The following is a 21571-nucleotide window of genomic DNA, read 5'->3' as shown; positions in this document are numbered from 1 at the left end:
GAACAGCAGACTAAACCAGACCCGATCACCGGTAAACCTTTCGATTCACGAAGTGCCAGGCACTGTTATCAACCGCTGCAAAGTGCTACGTTTAATAGCCGAATAATAATTCACCGGGAAAGCCCTCCGGTTCTGTCACTGTCGTGGTTAGAGCAGACATTATGAAAATATCCACCACCCAACAGGGCAATCCTGCCAATCGCAAAATTGATCCACGTTTCGAGGCGGCCCTAGAGACAATTGACCGACAGCACTTTATCAATTGCGAAAATGGATCGCTGGTGGCGGGGGAAAGTATTCCCACCACAGAAGTACTGAAACAGATATTCAGTGTGTTGACTTTGCCGAACTACCCCAGGGTCCTGCATGTGGGTGCAGGGCTGGGCTACCCCTGTGCGGTGCTGGCCAAAATCGCCAGCAAGGTCGTCGGTATCGAAAAGGTCGCCACCCTGGCCGATGCCGCAATGGACAAGCTCAGCCAGCTGCAACTGAAAAATGTCATTGTACTGCACGGCGAAGGCGAAGAGGGCTCGGCACAGTTTTCGCCCTTTGACATCATCATGGTCACCACGCCCGGCCTCAAGACGCTCTCGACCCTGCTCCACCAATTGGCCCCGGGTGGTCAGCTGGTATCTGTTGAACGAACGGAATCGACACTGTTGAAACTGGTCAAGTACGTTCAGGACGAACAGCAGAAAATCCATCGCATTGAACAGGGGCTGGTGAGCTTCGACAACAAAAGTGACCAGACCCTGATTGAACTCGGCATCGTCAACCGGGAAATTCTCAACGAGGCGAAAATCCGCGCAAAAACCAACAACACTCTGATTATCGATGAAGTCCGACAACTGATAAATGTGGATGATCTGGCGTTATACCGCTCCCTGGCCAAGCGCTACAACCTGGAGCTGGGTAATGTCGATATTTTGCTCAGGCGACTGGACCCCGCCATTTTCAACCGGTTTTCCCAGGCCTTTCTCGATCATGACCGCCTGATCCCTCTGTTCACTGATCACGACACCCTCCGGGTTGCCACCAGTGATCCGGATGCGTCGATGGATGAAATCCAGCAGGTTTTCCCCCGGCACAGGCTAGTAAAAATCCTGGTCACACCAACGGATTTCAGACGCCTCTGGTCCGCCACCGACCTATCGGTTCAGGCTCACACCACCCCCCTGCCCGACTATGAGGAAAAGGTCCTTGCAGAAAAAGATCAGGACCTGCTGGGCAAGGCCAGGCCGGAAGTGGGTGCCCACCTGATTTCGCTGTTTGAAGCCATGTTGCTCGATGCCGTGGCCGAGCGCGCCAGCGACCTGCACATTGAGCAGTATCATCGCACCGTGCGAATCCGCCTGCGGGTGGATGGTGAACTGCGTGACCTGCCGCACTACGAGATCACTCCCGGCGAACTGCGCGGTCTGATCAACGTGATCAAACTCCGCGCCGACCTGAATATCGCCGAACGCCGTTTGCCCCAAGGTGGCCGTTCGCGACTGCGGGTGGGAGACGCGCTGTTCGATTTGCGGATTCAGGTACAGCCCTCATTGCACGCCGAGCATGTGGTGATCCGCCTGTTACCGCAGAATTCGGAGCTGATCAGCATTGACAAGCTAGGGCTGTCCAGTGCCATTGCAGACAACTACCGGCGGCTACTGCGCAACCCTGCGGGTCTGGTACTGGTGGTTGGCCCCACCGGATCGGGCAAAAGCACCACACTGTATGCCGGCCTGCAGTTACTGGCCGATGATGGCGCCCGAAAAGTGATTACCGTGGAAGACCCGATCGAATACTCCATTACCAACATCCAGCAAACCCGGGTCAGGCCGGAGATCGGCTTCAGCTTTGCTGATGCCATGCGCTCCTTTGTCCGTCAGGATCCGGATGTGATCCTGGTGGGTGAAATCCGTGACAACGAAACCGCTGTCGAAGCCATGCGGGCCTCTCAGACCGGTCATGTGGTGCTCTCCACGCTCCACTGCAACGATGCTGTCGACGCCATGCAACGGCTCTATGACCTGGGTGTTCACCCGAACTCACTGGCCAGTGAACTGCTGGCGGTAATCGCCCAGCGGCTGGCAAAACGTATTTGCCTCAACTGCCGGGTTCCGGCAGAGCCGGATGAGGCCATTCTTCGGGAGGTGTTTCCCGATGGCACCCCCCACAGTTTCCGCTCCTTTATCGGCAAGGGTTGTGAGCAGTGTAATGACAGCGGCACCCACGGCCGCATGGGGGTTGTGGAATACCTGCACATCGACCCGGAGTTGCGCAATGCCATCGCCCGCCAGATTCCGGTGGGAGAGCTGCGCAAACTGGCACTGGACTGCGGACTGATAACCATGCGCGACAGCGCTCTGGACCACGTTATCCAGGGCAACATTCCTCTCTCCGAATTGCCCCGTATTCTCCCGGCCGAGCGGATGGCACCCGAAGCCCGCTGGCAGTGGGAAAAACCCTCCTGAGACATTGATCATGAATGACAAAGCCATACAGAGACCCAGCGCCGAGAACCTCTACCGGGACGAGCTGGAACGACTGATTGACTGGGACCCAGGCCCGGCACCACCGGGCTGGAAGATGTCTCCATTCGCCGTGGAAAAATTCATCCTCGGTGATGACAAGCTGGGCATTCAGCGAAAATTTGTCGCCCAAAGGGAGCTGGTTACCCGGATTATCATCAGTCTCGCCACCAACCGGGGAGCCATGCTGATCGGCGAACCGGGTACGGCCAAATCCTGGTTGTCGGAATTATTGGCCAGCGCCATCTCCGGCCAATCCACCCTCACCATTCAGGGCGGAGCCATCACCAATGTCAGCCAACTGCTCTACAGCTGGAACGAAGCCTTATTGAAGAGTGCGGGGCCAACGCCCGAGGCGCTGATTCCAAGCCCGGTTTATCAGGGCATGATGGAGGGCCAGCTGGTGCGTTTCGAAGAAATTGCCCGCTGCCCCCAGCACATTCAGGATGCCATGCTGTCGATCATGTCAGAGAGGCAGATCCTGGTGCCTGAGCTAGGCCGCGAAAACGGCGTTCTCTTCGCCCGAGAGGGCTTCAATATCATTGCCACGTCCAACTCCCTGGACCAGGGCGTCAATGCCATGAGTGCAGCCCTCAAACGTCGCATGAACTTCGAAACCATACCGCCGATTCGGGAACTGCAGGACGAAATCGAGGTGGTCGCCAGCGAATCGGAAAAACTGATTCGTCTGTCCGGTGTCGATGTGAAGCCCGATGCCCAGATCATCGAGGTACTGACAACGATTTTCCACGAGCTGCGCAACGGGCAGACGCTGGATGGACGCAGTACCGACCGACTTGCAGCCACCGTGATGTCCACCGCAGAGGCCGTGTCTGTGGCCCACGCCATGGGCGTGCACGCCTACTACTATCGCAACGGCAAGATGGAGATGGGCGACCTGGTGCATTTCCTGATCGGAGCGGCCCTGAAAGATAACAAAGACGACCGGCGGCGCATGAAACACTATTTTGAATCCGAAGTGGCCGTCAAGGAAGGGGCGCACTGGCAAGCGGTATTTGAACAGCGGCGGTTACTGTAAATCCTCTAACCTAAAGAGGCAGAGACTAAAACCACTCTCAGAGATCCAGGTATCTGAAGCCACGGTCACCGTTGAAGGAAACCGTCTCAGAATAGTCAGCGAGGCATACAAAACCCCGGTCAGTCCACCGAGAAACCAACCCGGCAATCGATATTTCAGAAGGTTCAGGCAGCCATGACCTTTCAACCCTTCGGCTATTTACAAACAGCCCGTCTCTCGCGGATTGCATCGCCAAAGGCCCTGAACAACGCTGCATAGAAAATATCCTCAGGATATTGCCACTCGGGATGGAATTGCACACCGACGGCGTAGCGGCTGTAATCGGCCAGCCGCACAGCTTCCACCAGCCCATCGGGAGCGACAGCTTCTACTTGCAGGCTCGCCGCCAACCGATGAACACCCTGGCCGTGAACAGAGTTGACCCGCACTTGCCGGGATCCGGCGAGGGTGGCCAACAACCCGCCCGGCGTCAGGGTAATGTTGTGGGCATAATCGTACTGGCCTTCTCTGAGGAGGCTCCGGTCTTCCCGGTGATCGAGCATCCCCGGCACTTCATGCACATACTGATAGAGCGAACCGCCAAGAGCCACATTCAGTTCCTGCATGCCGCGACAGACCGCAAAGAGCGGGATGTTTCGTTCGATGGCGCGGCGAATCAACGGCAGGACGGTGGTGTCGCGCTGGGGGTCCAGCAGGTTACCGGAACGACTTGGCTGACCATAGTACTGCGGGTTCACGTTGGAAATATTGCCCGTTAGAAACAGTCCATCCAGCGAGTCCAGCACCTCATCCGGGGAACAGATGTCCGCAAGGGAATGCAGATCCCGGCCGGTACCCACCGCAGGTAGCATAACCGGTCTAACACCGGCACCATGGGCCAGTGCGTTGATATATTTTTCACCGCTGCCATGAAAGGGATGCAGTCCCTGCGTCACCACATCACAGGGAATGCCCACCACCGGCCAGTGTCCAGCCATGTTCACCTACTCCTGAATTGCGTGTGGACAACCCACCACACCGGGTTTGCACTTCTGGTTTGTATTCCTTTTTAGATCTCCTGTTTGCACTGTCAAATAACACCCTCTGCCTTTAGCTGCTGCAGGGCAGCTTCATCCAGTCCCAACAGCCCGCCCAACACCTCGGCATTGTGACTGCCCACCTCGGAGCCGGGCCAACTGGTGTTACCGGGGGTCTCGCTGAGTCGGGGGATCATCGCCGGAATTTTCAGCGGTTCACCATTGATCTCCACCTGCTCGAACAGGCCCCGTGCATTGAAGTGAGGGTCCGTCAGCATATCGCCCGCGTGATAAATCGGTCCTGCGGGTACCCGCTGCTCGGCCAGCAACGTCAACAGTTCTGCACTGGGAAGTTCGCTGCACCAGGCCGACAAGGCGCTATCGATCTCCTGCTCGCACTGCACCCTGCCGGCATTATCGGCACAGCGGGGGTCCTCTGCCAGATCCGGCCTGCCCGCCGCCAACATCAAGCGTTTGAAGATGGAGTCGCCATTGCCGCCGATCACCACGTACTTTCCATCGGCGCAGCGATAGGTGTTGGTAGGTACGATACCGGTCACTGTGGTACCGGAGGGTTCACGGATAATACCAGCGCCATCGTATTCCGGCACCACCGCCTCCAGCAGATTGAACATCGCCTCGTAGAGCGCCACATCCACCACCTGCCCCACGCCGCTGGACTGTCTGGACAGCAGCGCCAGCGCCACACCGAATGCTGCATGCAACCCGGCAATACTGTCGCCAATGCTGAGATTGGGTCGCACCGGGGCCTCGCCGGGAAACCCATTCAAATAACGAAAGCCACTGATCCCTTCACACACCGAGGCAAAACCGGGTCTGTTTGCATAGGGACCGGTCTGGCCGTAGCCGGAAATACGGGTGTAGACCAAGCCGGGATTGGACTGTTTGAATTGCTCTGGCCCCAGCTCCCAAGCTTCCATGACCCCAGGCCGGAAATTCTCGATCACCACGTCGGCCCCGTCGATCAGCTGCTTTGCCAACTGCCGCCCCCGCGCCGTCTTCAAGTCCAGGGTAATGCATTTCTTGTTGCGTCCTAGACTTCGCCACCACAGTGATGTGCCGTCCCTGACCACCCGCCAGTTGCGCAGCGGATCGCCTTTCCCAGGCGGTTCAATCTTGATCACTTCAGCCCCGAAATAGGCCAGCAGTGCCCCGGCGAAGGGGCCGGCCAATAATTGGCCGAGTTCGATCACCCGGTATCCCGACAAGGGCTTCATTTCTGTCACAACTTTCTCCCGGTTATAACAACACGGCCAACAATACTGGTACGGCAACCAGCGCCATGACGGTGGAGGCCACCACAATACCCGCCACTGCGGTCGGCTCCTGGTCATACTTCAGAGCCAGTAGATAATTGAATACTGCCGCAGGCATAATGGCCTGCAGCAGCACCACACCCCGGGCAGTGCCGGTAATCTCCAGACACTCAACCACCAACCAGGCCATCACCAGGCCACCGCCAATTCGCAGCACCGAGTAACCCAGACTCCGCCACCATCCCGACGTACTCAGCGTGGAGAGGGAAACACCCAGCGTGATCAGCATCAGTGGAATGGTGAACCCGGCCAGCAGTTCAACAGACCGGTCAAGCCATTGCGGCAGGTCGATATTCCCCACCAGAAGAACGAGTCCAATAATGACCGCAAGTATTAACGGTTGAAAGGCAAAGCCTTTCAATATTGACCAGATATTGCCGGATTGCCTGTCGAGTAGCGGGGTGCCAAATACCATCATGGCAGTCATCTGTACGATGAAAAAGCCCACCGCCAGGGCCAACCCTTCCTGGCCAAAGGCAAACAGGCAAAGCGGCAACCCCATATTGCCATTGTTGGGAAACGTCACCGATGGCAGCAGCGCCCGGAGATCGCCGCCGGAGGCACGAATGCCCCCCCAGCCCAGCAGTGCTGAGCCGGCCAGAACAAACGCAGCGGCACCGGCAACCTCGGCAAACTCCGACCCTGAAATCTCCGATCGACTGATCGCGGAGACCACCAGACAGGGTGCACCGATATTCATCACGGCACGGGTGACGAATTCCGCGGCGTAGGGCACCCGGGAGCGGCCCCAGCAATAACCAATGGTGATGGCGATCAATACCGGCGCCATCACATTCCAGAGAGCCAGAAACATTATTTGTTGAACCCCGATAATTCATCTGTCCGCGGCGTTATACTGCACCTGTGCAGCGCGTGAAAGTGCAACATACCGCAAGGAACTTTCACCTGCCAGCCATCTCTAAGACCGCTAGCATTACTGGGCTTTCACTATGGGGTATTCACTAAAATATACTACCGGCGCGTTGATGCTACTGCTTACCTTTGGCAGTCTGCCCGCTGCTCAAGCTGACACCCCGGCTGACCTACCGGAAACGGGCACGGTTGAACAGGGCTCCGGGCAACACGAATCCGCCCGCCAAACTATCGAGAGTGACCCGGCTCACGGCGAAACCACTGCTCAGGCAGAAAAGTCCGACCTCCAAGCCGCCGAAGCCGCCGAAGCCGCCGAAGCCGCCGAAGCCGCCGAAGCCGCCGAAGCCGCGAAGATTATTGCCGATTACCAGTCGGCTATTGACCGGCGCGAAGCACTAGCCGGTCCTTTTGATCCGGAGTTATCCGAGTTGACCTTTGCGCTGGGCAAAACCCTGCAGCGCCAGAACCGCCTGAAAGAGGCTATTCAGGCCTTCCGTCATGCCATGTACGTGAATCGTGTTAACAACGGCGTTTACAGCCTGTCCCAGGAACCGATGTTGCGCGGTATTATCAACACCCACATCCAGCTCGGACTCATCAGTGAGGCCGCCGAAGCCTACCAGAAACTACTCTGGCTGCACCGCAAAACCTATGGTACCGATGATCCCCGCATACTCCCGCTACTGGACGAAATCGGTCAATGGCACCTGCGGGCCTACAATGCCCGGGGACACAGAGATGATATTTACCATCTGAATGTTGCCCATGGCGTTTACAATCGGGCACTGGCCATCACCGCGCAGCAACATGGCGAGGATCATCGCAGCATGACCGGGCTGTTGTACAACTCGGCAATGACAGACTACTACCTCGACAGGCATCAGAAAAAATACGCCAACAGTTGGGAGAATACAGACCTCCTGTCTGAGCGATTTCAGCAGGCGCGCTGGGTGGCCGACGACCCATTCCTCAGCAAAAACTATTTTCAGAACGGTCGCCGGGCTAATGCCAGGATGATTGATATTCTGGAACAGGACCCCTCGGCATCCGCGGCCGACAAGGCTACCGGTTATATCAAAACCGGTGATTGGTTTATGCTATTCAATCTAACCGGCCCGGCCATTGACAACTATCAAAAAGCCTACCGCGTCTTGCAACAGACGAATGACACAGCGCTGATTGCCGCGTTGCTGGGTGAGCCGAAAATGCTGCCCAGGCCGATCGATTCGGCCATTATGGAGACCGAATCCGTGCTCACGGCCCAAACCACCTCCACCGAACGCTCATCAGAACAACAGGAAACCCCAATGCCCGACATCACAGAAATTGTGACCAGCCCGTCAATACCCGCGGCCTATGTGATGCTTGCCGTTAATATCTCCGAAAAAGGGCAACCCCGCAAAATCACAACATTGAGTGTTTCCCCGGAAGGGGGCGATGGGCTGGAACGCCGGGCAAGGAAAACCATTATTGATACCAAATTCAGACCGCGCTTTGACAATGGCCAGCCTGTGCCAACCGAAGCATTGCCGGTCAAGGTCCTGATACAGTAGTCTCCCAATGATGAATCGATCATTTCTCATAATGTTACTCAGTGTTGGCCTGCTCAGTGCGCCGGGATGTCAGAGTCCGACCCAGTCCCCCACGGCGCAGTCCCAGCAGCCTCCACAACCGCAAGCCCAGTCACCGGCAACAGAGGAGGCCAACGAGCAGGACAGTCCTCCGGAAACGGCTTCGACGACAGGCGAGAGCCAGTCCAGTGACGTCAGTGAGCCCAGCGAAATGCCTGAAGCCAACCCGGATCAGGGTAGTCCGGCAAACCAGCCATCGCCCCCACCGGGTGGCGCACTCAGCGCAGATGAGGAAATTGCGGTTCTCGATCAACGGCTGGATGCCTCCATGGCCGAATTTGACGGTATGATTATGGATGCACGGGCCGCCGCTACCGAGAGGGAACAGGACAGCGACGGTGAAGGGGCACCCGCCGACACGGGAGGCCCCCTGTTTGAAGAGGCAGATATCACCGAGGAACTCGGGGGCGGTCCATCAGGAAGACCCGGCGATGAAGAAGCCAGCGGCCCGGACGGCGCCAGCGAACCACCATCGGGACAAGCCACCACCTACGGTGGAGACGGTGCAATCATCGGTCGCAGTGGAGGCAGTACGGTTCCAGCAAATATTCCCGATGGCCACGATGACGATATTGTGGCTCGCCAGATCCGTGAGGCAGCCATGAAAGAACAGGACCCGGTATTGAGAGAAAAACTCTGGGACGAGTACCGCAAATATAAAGAGGGGCGATAACAGGTTGGTCAACTGGAAGTATCTACTACAACGGGTATTCGTATTGTCTGCGCTGCTGTTATTGGCGGCCTGCAGCACCAACCGGGTCACCAGTACAGTCGTGACACCGCTGGAGCAGCAGACTGCGCCAGTGGTTGAGTCACAGCTACTCGACTTGGCAGTGCTGCCTTTCGAGCCCGGTCTGGAAAACATCGAATCGGACGATACCAGTGTCTCGCCAACCGTGCGCACAGCCGAAGCACAGTACCTGCCAAACCAGCTGGCCGCGACCATTCAGAAAACCGGCGCCTGGGGCGCAGTGCGACTGGTACCCGGTAGGGAAACGGTCACAGAGGTCTATGTGGCCGGGAAAATCGTCGCCTCCAACGGCGAAACACTGGCACTGGATATCACCGTCACCGATTCCAGCAATCGCCACTGGTATACCAAGTCCTACACCGAAACGGTGGGCAACTATGCCTACAACCGGCAAAACCAGCTACAGCGAGATCCGTTTCAGGGCCTTTATAACCGGATTGCCAACGACCTCCTGGAATACCGTCAGCAGATGAGTGCAGAAAATGTCAATAAACTGCGCACCATAGCGGAACTGCGATTTGCGCGGGACTTTTCCCCGGAGGCGTTCAGCGACCATATCAGGGAGACACCGGGTGGCCAGCTGGAAATCAGCCGTTTGCCGGCAGAGAATGACCCTATCCTGCAACGCATCCGGCAGATTCGCCAGCGCGACTACCTTTTCATTGATACCATGCAGGAACATTACGACGCCTTTACCCGCCGCATGGACAGCCCCTATCAGGAATGGCGAGCCGCCAGTTACAACGAGCTCGTGGCCCTCAGAGAACTGAAACGCCAGTCCCGCAATCGCACCATCGGTGGAGTAGCCGCGATTATTGGTGGCATTCTGGCCTCCGGCAGCAACAGCGGTTCCGGACGCGCTGCCGGGGCAGTGGCTATCGGTAGCGGGGCCCTGCTGGTAAAAAGCGGTCTGTCAAAAAGAGCCGAACTGCAGATTCATGAGGACACACTCGCCGAGCTCGCCCAATCACTTGAAGCCGAGATAGAACCGAGAGTCATTGAGCTGGAAGATCGCACAATCACTCTGACCGGCAATGCTGCCGCCCAATATGCACAGTGGAAAACCCTGCTGCGGGAGATTTATCAGGCCGAACGCGGTGGAATTTAAGCCCCATGAGCGGAAGTAACGACCAGGACCCGATCAGGCCGAGCGACATAGCATTTACTCCTGTCACCCCCGAAGACAGCCGCAAAGCGGATAACCTGCCCTGGCAACAACGACCCGCCAGCTGGGTAGCACTGGCTCTCTGTGTGCTGCTGGCGTTGGTGGTGATCTTTGTACTCCCGGCACTGATTCAACCGCCGGACACCCCCCCCGTGCCAATTGTATCTGACCGCACGGCGGCCCCGACGGCAGAATCACCGTTCCGAGACGCACAGTTAGCCACAGCGAGACGTGCGGCACAGGATGTATTGAGCAAGATTCTTGAAAAGCAGGCCTTTCTTGAGAGCAAAAATGTAGAACTCTGGGACAGGGAAGCCTTTGACAGGGCACTTGCGGTTGCTGCAACCGGCGATACCCACTATCGCCAGCGCGCCTTTGATCAGGCACAGGACGCCTACCAGTCAGCCCTGAATCAACTCACCGCACTGGAAACGTCTATCCCTCAACGAGTCAGCGACGCACTGACGGCGGGACAAACCGCACTCAATAACGGTGATGCCGAAGAAGCAACCCGGCAGTTTGAACAGGTGCAGGCCATCGCGTCGGATAATGCCGAGGCGGCCCGCGGCTTGGCCAGAGCCGAGGTACTGGACCAGGTCACCGAGCTGGTGACAGAGGCTACCATTGCCCGGCAAAACAACGACCTGCCCCAGGCCAGAACCCTCTACCGGAAAGCCCTGGAACTGGACGCTGACCACACGCCCGCCGCTGCCGGACTGGAAGCCGTCAATGCCGAAATCTTGGACAATCGGTTTAATGAGGCCATGAGCCGTGGTTACACCGCACTGGAACGCAACCAGCTGGACAGCGCAAAAACCGCGTTCAAACAGGCCCTGCAACTCAAGCCAGATGATCCGGCGGCCCGCAGCGGACTTACCCAGGCATCCAGTGCCGCCACCAAGCAAACCCTTCAATCCCTGCTGAGCCAGGCCACAGCACTGGAAAGCCGCGAACAGTGGCATCAGGCCCGGGATACCTACGCCAAAATTATGGCGATCGACAGTTCCGTGATGGAAGCCCGGCTGGGACAGATTCGAAGCAATGCCCGCGCACAACTGGACGACCAGATTCGCGGCATACTCGATCAGCCGCTGCGTCTGTCATCCGATAACGTACGACAAGAGGCTCAACGGATTCTGGCAGACGCACGAGCCATCAAGTCTCCCGGCACCAAATTAAAGGAACAGATCAGCCGCCTGGATCAAACAATGAAAACAGCGACCACCCCGGTTCAGGTGGAGCTGGTGTCCGACCAGGACACCCTGGTCACACTCTACCGACAGGGCGAACTGGGTAAATTTCAACGCAAGCAGATCTCACTGATTCCCGGAAAATACGTCGCAGTGGGAACCCGTCGCGGCTATCGGGATGTACGGGTGGAGTTCCAGCTTGGCCCGGAAGGGCTCAGTCAACCGGTGGTAGTGATCTGCAAGGACCCGATTTCGTGACCGAACATCGACAACAGCCTCAGACTATCGAGCCGGCAACCTTTGTCCCCCTGGGCGAGACCGTTGCCAGCAGACGTTTCACTGTCAAACCCCTGACGGGCATTATCGCCGCGGCACTGCTGGTGAGCGGCCTGGTTCTGGGATTTTTGTTCACTGCCAAATCGGTGGTCGTACAAGTCAGCCCCGCCAGCGCCGACCTCTCGATCAGCGGTGGCATCACGTTCAAGCTGGCTGACCACTATCTGATTCGTCCGGGAGATTATCGGATAAGTGCCATGGCTGAGGGCTACCTCCCCTTGCAACAGGCCTTTTCAGTCGGTCCCGACAAGCATCAGTTGCTGGAACTGGCGATGGCTAAAAAACCGGGCCATCTGGAGCTTTCCAGCACCCCCGCCGGTGCAGAGGTACTGGTAAACGGCGAACATGCGGGAACAACACCCCTGACGGTTCGTGACCTGCCACCGGGCGATCACCAACTGGTCGTCCAGGCCCCGCGCTATTCCCCCGCAAAAGACACCGTGACCATCGTCGGACTGGATCGCACCCAATCACTGGCCGTGACCCTCGCACAGGCCTGGGGTCAGGTTCAGTTAAGCTCCAAACCCAGCGGCGCGGAGGTCATTATCGAGGGCGAGTCGCGAGGCCGCACCCCCCTGATCACAGAACTCCTTGCCAAGGGTGAGAATGTCCGTGTGCAGCTAGAGGGGTTCAAGACCTGGCAGCAAAAACTGCGCGTCGACGTGGGTGAAACCCTGACACTGCCAGAGATCATTTTCGAGCCCGCCGATGCGACCCTCTCAGTGACCAGTTCACCGAACGGTGCCACCGTAACGGTAAACGGTGCCTATCGGGGCGTCACACCACTGGATCTCGAATTGCCGCCAGACCAGTCACACCAGCTGTCCTTTTTTGCCAACGGCTATGTCACCAGCAAACAGGCCCTGACGCTGTCTGCTGGTGAGAAAAGGCAACTGTCGATCACCCTCAATGCGAGCATGGGGAAAATCCGGGTGTCCGCCAGTCCGGCAGATGCGACTGTCTGGATCGACGGGGTAGCAAGGGGCAAACCGGGGCAGACCTTCAGCCTGCCCGCCCGCCCCCACCGGATAGAAATTCGCAAGCCCGGCTACGCCACTGAAACACGCACCATCACACCAAAACCCGGACTCGATCAACTGGTACAGGTAAAGCTGCTCACTGAGCAGGCGGCCAGGTGGGCCAACACACCCACCAGCATTACCAGCAAAGCGGGGCAGGCATTGACACTTTTCCGACCCGAGGGCGCTTTCAAGATGGGCGCACCGCGCCGTGAAAGCGGTCGGCGGGCCAATGAGGTGTTGCGCGATGTGCAACTGACACGTCCATTTTACCTCGCCACCAAAGAAGTGACCAATCGGCAATTCAAGCAGTTTGCCCGTCAGCACAGCTCATCACATGTGCGCGGCACAACGCTGGATCAACCAGAACAACCGGTGGTCAATGTCAGCTGGGATCAGGCTGCCCGTTATTGTAACTGGCTGAGCGCCAGAGAAAATCTGCCGCCTTTCTACAGAGAGTCCGGCGGCAAGATCACCGGCACCAACCCCGCTGCAAACGGCTACCGCCTGCCCACTGAAGCGGAATGGGCATGGGCGGCACGGGCCACCTCCGGCGACGCAAAACGCTTTGGCTGGGGACAGCAATTTCCACCGGCCGACGGTGCCGGAAATTTTGCCGACAGCAGCGCTTCGAGAATGGTTGACCAAGTCCTGACCGGTTACAACGACGGTTTTGCCGTCTCCGCCCCAGTGGGCAGTTTCTCCGCCAATCACCGGGGGCTCCACGACCTGGAGGGCAATGTGGCAGAGTGGGTCAATGATTATTATGGTATTGAATTCAGTCTTGGTAGCAGTGCCGAAAAAGACCCCACCGGCCCGGCTTCCGGTGAATTTCGCGTGATTCGGGGAGCCAGCTGGCGCCACGGCAATATCATTCAATTGCGGCTGTCCTACCGCGATTACGGTCTCGATGGCCGGGACGACCTGGGCTTCAGGGTGGCGCGCAATGTGGAGTGATATCCTATGGCGCTAAAGACTCTCAAGACCTGCCTCGCGGCGCTGCTGATAGGCGGACTCCCGATCTGCCTGATCGCCAATCCTAATGCTAATGAACCGGAGCAAGGCAAAGAGCCAGACACAAAACAGGTGACAGGCGCGTCCGGCAAGCAATCAAGCGACGATGCCGCCAGCTCACCACCAGCCAAACCGGCCCCGTCAAGCACGTCGCGGCGGACAAGCCCGGACTTTTCCCCGACGGAAGAAATTTCCGAGGATATTGCCATCCCCTTCCCGGTGGATATATGACATCCTCACACAGCCATCACAACCCTGCCAGTTATCATCAAACCGGCCCGGATATTTGCGGAGTAGCCACCTATGCGGAATAACACCTCCTCGGAGTTTCTCTACCAGCTGTTCGCCCTGATTCTGGCCCTGATTCTGGTGCACAGTTTCTACGTGACGCTGATCCGCCCCAACGCCAATGCCATTTTACAGGAGCAGTTGGCCCGGGAGGCTGCCGGCGAAGCCTATGTGGCAGAACGCTCTTTTTACATTGTGGTGAAGGATTACGAACAGGAAGCCTGCTTTATCCTGATGCTGTGGGCCTTTGCCATCATGGGTTACAAAGCGCGGCGCACTGTCAATGAACGAAAGCTGCTGTCCCTACCACTGCTCGGTGTCAGCGAGGGCAGCCGTGTGCTGCCGGAGGATGCGCGACAAATGTCCCGTCCTGTTCAGGCATTGCCCGAGGCACAACAGGGCTATCTGGTGCCCCGAACACTGCTGGCGGCACTACAGCGCTTCGGTTCCACGCGCAATATCCAGGACGTTTCCAGCGCTGTGGGCGACGTACTGGACACCGAATCCGACCGACTCGACTCGGAATTATCCATGGTTCGCTATATCGCCTGGGCGATTCCATCCATCGGTTTTATCGGCACGGTTCGCGGTATCGGAGAGGCCCTCAGTCAGGCACACAAGGCGGTGGAAGGCGATATTGCCGGTGTCACGGCCAGTCTTGGGGTAGCATTCAACTCCACATTTATTGCTCTGGTTATCAGTATTGTAGTGATGTTCATGCTGCATCAACTGCAGCTGCTCCAGGAACGGCTGGTGCTGGACACCCACAGCTACTGTGACAGCAATTTGCTGCGTCACCTGAAAACCGACTGAACAGCGGGACAGACCACATCATGAGTGTTGCCATCATCGAATTGAATGACGCAGGTATTTGCTGCGTAAACGATCGGGGTGATTTGACCGTCAGTCCCGGCTATGCACTGCTCACCCCGGAGGGTATTACCACCGGCGAGGCCGCCCTGCAGCGCGCCTACCTCGAACCACAACAGAGTTTCAACCAGTACTGGTGGCAACTCAATCTCTCCCCCCTGCCCGTCACCAGCAAGCACGCGCGTCACTACGCCGATATGGCCTACGCGCAACTTCTGGCACTGCACCGCGACAGCGGTCACCCGGATCAGGTGGTCTTTGCCGTTCCCGGAAGTTTTGACCGGGGCCAGTTATCCATTCTGCTGGGCCTGGCGAAAGCCTCGCCATTTGAGGCAACCGGGCTGGTGGACGCCGCCGTGGCGGCCGCCAGTCACGCTGACGCAATCGGGACCCTGGTTCATTTGGATATTCAGCTCCACCAGACCGTGATTACCCGGCTTAATGTGGCGCAGCAGATTGAGCGCACCGGCGTGGAAATCATCAGCAACGTTGGCCTGAAAACTTTCCATGACCTCTGGGCACAACACATTGCCAACCAGTTTATCCGCCAGTACCGCTATGACCCCCTGCACACCGCTGCGGGAGAGCAACAGCTGTACAACCGTTTGCCAGTCTGGTTATCGGCACTGCAGGGCCAGGCGGAAATCACTGCCGAACTTGACAGCCCACAGGGACATTACCGGCTGGTACTCAGTCGCACCGAGCTGCTGGCCAGCAGCGCATCGCGATTCCAGCTGTTGCAGGGCAAACTGTCGGACCTGAAAACCAATGGCGAGACCCTGCTACTCAGTCATCGCGCCGCGCAATTGCCGGGCATCCGGGAGCATCTCGCCCCGTCTGCCACGCTGGATGAGAACGCCGCCATTACCGGTTGTCGAAATCACCTGGAGGTCATCACCGGTGACCCCGAAAATCTCCACTTTATTACCCGGCTTCCCTGCAGATCAGCTGCCACGAGCACGGCAACAGCGGCGATATCCGAGCAGCCGTCGGAGCAAGCCCCACGGCCGGTTGTTGCTCCGGAAAAAACCTCCGCTCCAGCGACCCACTTACTTTATCGGTACCGGGCCTATGCCATTGGCAATCGTCTGGCGATTACGCGGGATGGCGATCAATTGCGTTTTACGCAAGGTGCCGGAGGCGACTGCTGTCTGGTTCGTGAACAGGACAGTGTGCAGCTCAGGACTGCCAGTGCTGCTGTTACGGTCGAAGGTAACCCCGCGGACCTGCGGGCCGGCCACAGCCTCCAGATAGGCGTCGATCAGCTGGACCTGATCGAGGTGACCTGATTTGCGCCGCTCAAAACACAGGATAAGCGCCTTCAGCCTGTCGTTCCTCGACATCATGGCCTGCGGTTTTGGCGCAGTTACCCTGCTTTTTCTGATCCTTAAACATGACGCAATATCCCTGGAATCCGCTGACCCCCTGCTGAATGCGGAAGTGAATCTGCTGCAGGAGGATTTGCGGGTCGGCGAGGAAGCGCTGGTGGCGCTGCGCAACAGCCTGGCACGCATCGATGAATCACTGGTGGAAGCGCAGGGGTTATCGGCAAGGGTGGTCGCCGATATCGAAAAGACCCGCCGCGAACTCAGCGCCCAGGCGGATCCGGAACAGCAAATCGAAATCCTGCGCAAGCAGGTCGAAACCCTGGAACGGGAAACCGCCAATCTCCGGGAACAGGGAAATGCCGACAATGTGCGGCAATTTATCGGTGATGGTGAACGACAGTATCTGACCGGTTTAAAACTGGGTGGGAGGCAAATCCTGATCCTGGTGGATGCGTCAGCCAGCATGCTGTCGGACTCTATTGTCAACGTGATCCGGCGTCGCAACATGAGCGATTCCGTCAAGCGAAACTCCGAGAAATGGCAGCGGGCCATCCGCACCACCGAATGGTTGGTGGCGCAGTTACCTCAGGACAGCCGCTACCAGATCTATGTATTCAACACCGCAGCCGGGGCGGTGGCGGGCGATGACCGGCGCTGGCGGGATACCGCCGATCGCCAGGGCCTTGATAATGCCATCAAAAAACTGACACAGGTGGTACCCGCCGGAGGCAGCAGCCTGATCAACGCGTTTCTGGCCATTAACAGTTTCGATACACCGCCGGACAACCTGTTTTTAATCACCGATGGCCTGCCCACCCAGGGCAGAAAACCCTCGGGGTTCAAAACCATCACTGGGCGGGATCGCCTGAAGCTGTTTGCCGAGGCCACACAGATATTACCCCGTCGCCTGCCGGTCAACATTCTGCTGTTTCCGATGGAAGGTGATCCCATGGCAGCAGCCAGTTTCTGGCAGTTGGCCCTGTCCAGCCGGGGCTCTTTCATGAGTCCCTCGAGGGACTGGCCATGAGTACCCGTCGGCGCAAAGAGCGGGGTAATACAGCCGAGATCAGCATTTCCTTCCTGGATGTCATCAGCTGTGGGTTCGGCGCGATCGTGCTGTTATTGCTGATCGCCAAAACCGTCGACTCGACAGCTTTTGAGGACTCGGCGCAACCGGCGGAAGGCAGCGTGGCCGAATTACAGCAGCAGGTCTTCGAGATACGCGGAGAAGCCCGCATTTTGAATCGCGATCTGCTATCGAAGGAGGAACAACTGTCTGATATTCGCCAACGCATCGCCCGGCTGCAATCCGAGCTGGCCAGCGTTCGCCGACAGCGGGACGCCGTGGCACAATCGGATACCACCGAACGGGATAAGCTGACACTGGCCCTGCAGGTGCTCACAGAGGAAATGGCTCGCCTGAAAGCTCGGCAGACGCCCGACAAGCGATCATTGATTGGCGGCATACCGGTGGACAGCGAATACATCGTTTTCATCATCGACACCTCTGGCAGCATGTTCAATTTTGCCTGGCCACGACTGCGCCAGGAAATGATCAATATTCTCAATATCTATCCCAAGGTAAAAGGTATCCAGGTGATGAACGACATGGGGGGCTATATGTTCTCCACCTATCGCGATAAATGGATTCCCGATACACCGGCCCGGCGCAAGGCGATTATCGACCGGCTGGCCAGCTGGACACCCTTCAGCAACTCCAGTCCGGTGGAGGGTGTACAGCATGCGATTCGCCGGTTCTATGCGCCGGACCGGAAGATCAGCCTCTATGTGCTGGGTGACGATTTCACCGGGCAGTCCATAGCGGAGGTCCTGAGCAGTGTCGAGAAAATCAACCGGGAGGGGCGCAGTGGACAGCAACTGGTTCGTATCCATACGATCGGTTTCCCGGTACATTTCATGGTCAAGGGCGGCAATCTGCAAACGGCGTCAAGATTTGCTGCGCTGATGCGCGACCTGAGCTATCGTAACGGAGGAACTTTTGTCGGGCTGAACGGCCTCAAACCTGAGTGATCTATGACACAACCCCAAGCGTCAATGAATGTGTACTGCACTTTGCGGTTACTGACCTCTTTGCGTCTACTGCCAATTGTCGTGGCACTGACCCTGCTGATCGGTTGCAGCACCAATGTCACGGTCAATGGTGATTACCCCTCCGCGCTGGTTGCCCGGCAGCCCCTCAGCGTGGGCCTGGTTCTCGATAACAGCTTCAGCAGTTATCGATTTACCAGTGAGAAAGATAACCGTCAACCGGTCACCATGGCATTAGGGGAATCCCAGGTACAACTCTTCAATCGGGTATTCACCGATATGTTTCAGAGCAGCGCGACCCTGAAAACCCTGCCCACCGGCCAGAACACCCTGGATTTGATGATCGTGCCCGAAATTACAGAAGTACAGCTGGCCACACCCATGGAGACCCAGTTGAACGTCTACGAGGTGTGGCTGAAATACAATCTGAAAGTCTACGACGGCAATGGCCAGCCTGTCGCAGACTGGATGATGAGCGCCTATGGTAAAACCCAGAGCCGCTTCCTCAAGTCGGATGAAGAGGCACTGAATCAGGCCACCGTGATGGCCCTGAGAGATGCGGGGGCACGGCTGCTGACCGGCTTTCAGCAAATACCGGAAATTCGCCAGTGGCTGGCCAACCGTGAAGCGCCCGCCAAATTGAGCCAGAGGACAGAGCGGTGAGAGGTGCCCTCCCCTGGATCCTGTTGTCCGTGCTCGCGACCAGTGCCTGTGGCACGTCCACCCAAGTCGACGAATTTCGTCCATCCAGCACCCTGTTGCCGTTGAACGACAACGAGAAAGTGGTGGTGGTCGGGCGGCGGCACAGCGGCGCCTACGAAACCGACCCGGACTTCATCAATTGTATCGGCACCAGACTCGCCAATCGGGGGCAGCTGTCAGTCATGCCCGAGCAACAGTTTCTCGACAGTTTCTACCCATGGTTTGAACCGCGCATGGCACCGCTCGGGCTCAAGCGCATGGGAGGCATGCTGGAGGATCCACTGATCGGCAAGCGGGTCCGTGAACTGGGTATTCGCTACATGATCTGGGTGGACGGCAATACCGAGACCACAGAAAAAAGCGGTGCCATCAGCTGTGCTGTCGCCCCCGGGGGCGGTGGTTGCTTTGGTTTTTCTTCCTGGGACAAGGCCGCCAATTATGAAGCGATTATCTGGGACCTCGACAAATTGGGCGAAAAGGGGCGGGTGCAGGTAGACAGCAAGGGATCATCGTATTTGCTGGCGGTAGGTGCACCAATCCCCTTTATCGCCAGGGTTCAGGGTGAAGCCTGCGAAGGGATAGGCACTCGACTTCAGAGCTTTTTTGCCCCGGTAGGCCCCGGCAGCCCGTGATGTTTGCCATGCAACTGGGTTTATCGCAATACCGCGTGCTCCTATTGATAGCGCTGCTGGGTTGCTGTTGCGCTGCGATGGCTGCGGGCAAGCCCCCGGAAACGCCAGAGGAAATGCACCGCGAAATTATCGCCAATATGCCACTGGTGGAGGGCAAACTGGCTGACTATGTCGACCAGGTTGGTCAGCGCATTGTCCGCCACTCGGATCAGGCCGGGGATTCATTTACGTTCACGGTCATCGACAACCCCGATATCAATGCCTTCGCCCTGCCGGACGGCTATGTTTACATCCACCGCGGTCTGATTGGCTATCTCAACTCCGAAGCCCAGCTGGCAGCCGTGCTGGCCCATGAAGTCGGCCACGTCACGGCGGGGCATCACGCCCGCCAGAAGCGGGCCCAGACCGGATCAAAATTCGTTGCGGGACTGCTCGCCATTCTCACCCGGAGTATGGAGGTGGGTCAGGCCAGTGCAATGTGGGGCGCATCCATGGTCAGTGGTTACGGACGGGATATGGAGCTTGAAGCCGATGAAATCGGTAGCCGCTACCTGTACAAGTCCGGTTATGACCCCCAGGCCATGATTGAGGTGATCACCATGCTGAAAGATCACGAACGGCTGGAAAAAAAACGGGCCCTGGAGTCCGGTCGGGAACCGCAAACCTACCACGGTCTGTTTGCCACCCATCCACGGAACGATCAGCGACTGCGGGAAGTGGTCAGCAACGCAGGGTCAACCCCGAATGACATGAAGGTTGAGCACAATTTCACGCCCTTTCGTATTGCCACTGATGGCATGGTCTGGGGTGAAAATGTTGCAACGCGACGACTGCCAGAGAATGTCTACCTGAACGAAGAACTGGCCTTTATGATGTATTTTCCCAAAGGCTGGCAATTCAGCGAACAGCCGCCACTGGTCAACGCCCACAACGACACCGGCGATGTCAAAATCTCGGTCACGGCAATGAATCGCACCAGAGTCAGCCCGGACCAGTTCATCAAACAACAGCTGGGGATTCTCCTGCTCAAACAGTCTGAACCCCTCTCCCAGTTCCGCCTTCAGGGTCATACCGGCCTGATACCGGGCACACAGGGGCAACCGGACCAAAGACTGGCGGTGCTTTACTACGGCTACCGCACCTTTGTCTTCCGGGCAACACTGGAGCGCGGCGCTGATCAGTCACTGGGCAACCGACAACTCATGGACATTATTGGCAGCTTTCGACCCGTCTCAAAACGTAGCCTCCAGGCCACTGAGGCAAAGAAAATTCACTACGTCAAAGCCACCAAAAACAGCACGTTTGCCCTGTTGGCCCAACACCTGAAATTGGGTCAGTACGGGGAGGACGAGTTGCGCATCATCAATAATTATTACCCGGTTGGGGAACCGGAGCCCGGCGAGTGGATCAAAATCATTCGTTAGAACGGGCTCGTTGTCATGGTATTGCCATCACACTTTCATGCTGAGCCGTCACACTGGTCTGGTCATCAAGGAGGTAGCCATGAACCTGAACCACAGAGAACCTGACAGAATATTGCCAAAACCGGCGATTCCCAAACATACTGCGTCACCGGAAGTGATTCATTACAAACCTCTCCCCCGCCAATGGCAGACAGATCACCGGGAGACTGATGACCAGACTGTTAGTCTGGAGCAAATTGTCTTGAACAGTGATCTCGATTTTTTCTAGGCACGTCTCTTTTTCCAGGCCCGTCTCTGTCGCCGCTCCACAGCACTGCGCACCTGGCACGCGGCTTACAGTATTTTCCAATCCCTAAATGAGTCTGAAGGCCGGGATTGAGTCAACCTGTGT

At 57.5% G+C, this 21571-nt stretch carries 19 protein-coding genes; 16 read left to right on the top strand and 3 right to left on the bottom strand.

Going from position 1 to position 21571, the window contains the following annotated elements; translation table 11 throughout:
* The first annotated feature begins 161 nt into the window (after positions 1–161).
* Together AACZ64_RS04955 and AACZ64_RS04950 are read left to right on the top strand one after the other, a co-directional pair.
* Entirely contained in the window at positions 162–2459 is a 2298-nt protein-coding gene (locus AACZ64_RS04955) for an ATPase, T2SS/T4P/T4SS family (protein ID WP_293614185.1), read from the top strand.
* A gap of 10 nt (positions 2460–2469) precedes the next feature.
* The gene (locus AACZ64_RS04950; protein WP_272980969.1) at positions 2470–3555 is read left to right on the top strand and encodes an AAA family ATPase; all 1086 of its coding nucleotides are present in this window, start codon (positions 2470–2472) and stop codon (positions 3553–3555) included.
* Between the two features lie 194 nt (positions 3556–3749).
* Here the strand turns inward: AACZ64_RS04950 and AACZ64_RS04945 are convergent, their stop codons facing one another.
* The 3 genes from AACZ64_RS04945 to AACZ64_RS04935 form a co-directional block, all read right to left on the bottom strand.
* Complete coding sequence (locus AACZ64_RS04945) at positions 3750–4532, bottom strand: gamma-glutamyl-gamma-aminobutyrate hydrolase family protein (RefSeq protein WP_272980968.1); 783 nt, start codon at positions 4530–4532, stop codon at positions 3750–3752.
* Between the two features lie 92 nt (positions 4533–4624).
* Complete coding sequence (locus AACZ64_RS04940; RefSeq protein WP_036861438.1) at positions 4625–5809, bottom strand: CaiB/BaiF CoA-transferase family protein; 1185 nt, start codon at positions 5807–5809, stop codon at positions 4625–4627.
* Positions 5810–5831: 22 nt separating this feature from the next.
* Positions 5832–6722 (bottom strand): AEC family transporter, encoded by an 891-nt coding sequence (locus AACZ64_RS04935; RefSeq protein WP_293614186.1) that lies wholly within the window; start codon positions 6720–6722, stop codon positions 5832–5834.
* 172 nt (positions 6723–6894) lie between these two features.
* Between AACZ64_RS04935 and AACZ64_RS04930 the strand changes: the two genes are divergently transcribed.
* From AACZ64_RS04930 to AACZ64_RS04865, 14 genes are all read left to right on the top strand, one after another.
* Positions 6895–8334 (top strand): tetratricopeptide repeat protein, encoded by a 1440-nt coding sequence (locus AACZ64_RS04930; protein ID WP_339639746.1) that lies wholly within the window; start codon positions 6895–6897, stop codon positions 8332–8334.
* A gap of 31 nt (positions 8335–8365) precedes the next feature.
* Positions 8366–9085 (top strand): hypothetical protein, encoded by a 720-nt coding sequence (locus tag AACZ64_RS04925; RefSeq protein WP_339639745.1) that lies wholly within the window; start codon positions 8366–8368, stop codon positions 9083–9085.
* A 4-nt stretch (positions 9086–9089) separates the two neighbouring features.
* Positions 9090–10271 (top strand): hypothetical protein, encoded by a 1182-nt coding sequence (locus tag AACZ64_RS04920; protein ID WP_036859676.1) that lies wholly within the window; start codon positions 9090–9092, stop codon positions 10269–10271.
* 5 nt (positions 10272–10276) lie between these two features.
* Complete coding sequence (locus AACZ64_RS04915) at positions 10277–11776, top strand: hypothetical protein (protein WP_339639744.1); 1500 nt, start codon at positions 10277–10279, stop codon at positions 11774–11776.
* Complete coding sequence (locus AACZ64_RS04910) at positions 11773–13830, top strand: PEGA domain-containing protein (protein ID WP_036859671.1); 2058 nt, start codon at positions 11773–11775, stop codon at positions 13828–13830. Before AACZ64_RS04915 ends, AACZ64_RS04910 begins: the two co-directional genes overlap by 4 nt.
* Positions 13831–13836: 6 nt before the next feature.
* Entirely contained in the window at positions 13837–14118 is a 282-nt protein-coding gene (locus AACZ64_RS04905) for a hypothetical protein (RefSeq protein ID WP_036859669.1), read from the top strand.
* A 72-nt stretch (positions 14119–14190) separates the two neighbouring features.
* Positions 14191–14988: a MotA/TolQ/ExbB proton channel family protein gene (locus AACZ64_RS04900; protein ID WP_036859667.1), complete on the top strand. Its 798-nt coding sequence runs from the start codon at positions 14191–14193 to the stop codon at positions 14986–14988.
* A 20-nt stretch (positions 14989–15008) separates the two neighbouring features.
* The gene (locus AACZ64_RS04895; protein ID WP_272992131.1) at positions 15009–16334 is read left to right on the top strand and encodes a hypothetical protein; all 1326 of its coding nucleotides are present in this window, start codon (positions 15009–15011) and stop codon (positions 16332–16334) included.
* A 1-nt stretch (position 16335) separates the two neighbouring features.
* Positions 16336–17400, top strand: a complete 1065-nt coding sequence (locus AACZ64_RS04890; RefSeq protein ID WP_272992133.1) for a VWA domain-containing protein — start codon at positions 16336–16338, stop codon at positions 17398–17400.
* Positions 17397–18404, top strand: a complete 1008-nt coding sequence (locus AACZ64_RS04885) for a VWA domain-containing protein (protein WP_339639743.1) — start codon at positions 17397–17399, stop codon at positions 18402–18404. Before AACZ64_RS04890 ends, AACZ64_RS04885 begins: the two co-directional genes overlap by 4 nt.
* Positions 18405–18407: 3 nt before the next feature.
* Positions 18408–19085: a hypothetical protein gene (locus AACZ64_RS04880; RefSeq protein WP_339639742.1), complete on the top strand. Its 678-nt coding sequence runs from the start codon at positions 18408–18410 to the stop codon at positions 19083–19085.
* A complete protein-coding gene (locus tag AACZ64_RS04875; RefSeq protein WP_293614746.1) occupies positions 19082–19756 on the top strand; it encodes a hypothetical protein in 675 nt (224 codons plus the stop codon). The genes AACZ64_RS04880 and AACZ64_RS04875 overlap by 4 nt, the downstream gene beginning before the upstream one ends.
* Entirely contained in the window at positions 19756–21180 is a 1425-nt protein-coding gene (locus AACZ64_RS04870) for a M48 family metalloprotease (protein ID WP_293614747.1), read from the top strand. Before AACZ64_RS04875 ends, AACZ64_RS04870 begins: the two co-directional genes overlap by 1 nt.
* 79 nt (positions 21181–21259) lie before the next feature.
* Complete coding sequence (locus AACZ64_RS04865; protein WP_293614748.1) at positions 21260–21448, top strand: hypothetical protein; 189 nt, start codon at positions 21260–21262, stop codon at positions 21446–21448.
* Positions 21449–21571: the final 123 nt, after the last annotated feature.

The organism is uncultured Porticoccus sp., assembly GCF_963975625.1.
GTDB lineage: Bacteria > Pseudomonadota > Gammaproteobacteria > Pseudomonadales > Porticoccaceae > Porticoccus.
Note: the sequence above shows the minus strand (reverse complement) of the source record. Positions and strands in the feature narration are given on the sequence as shown.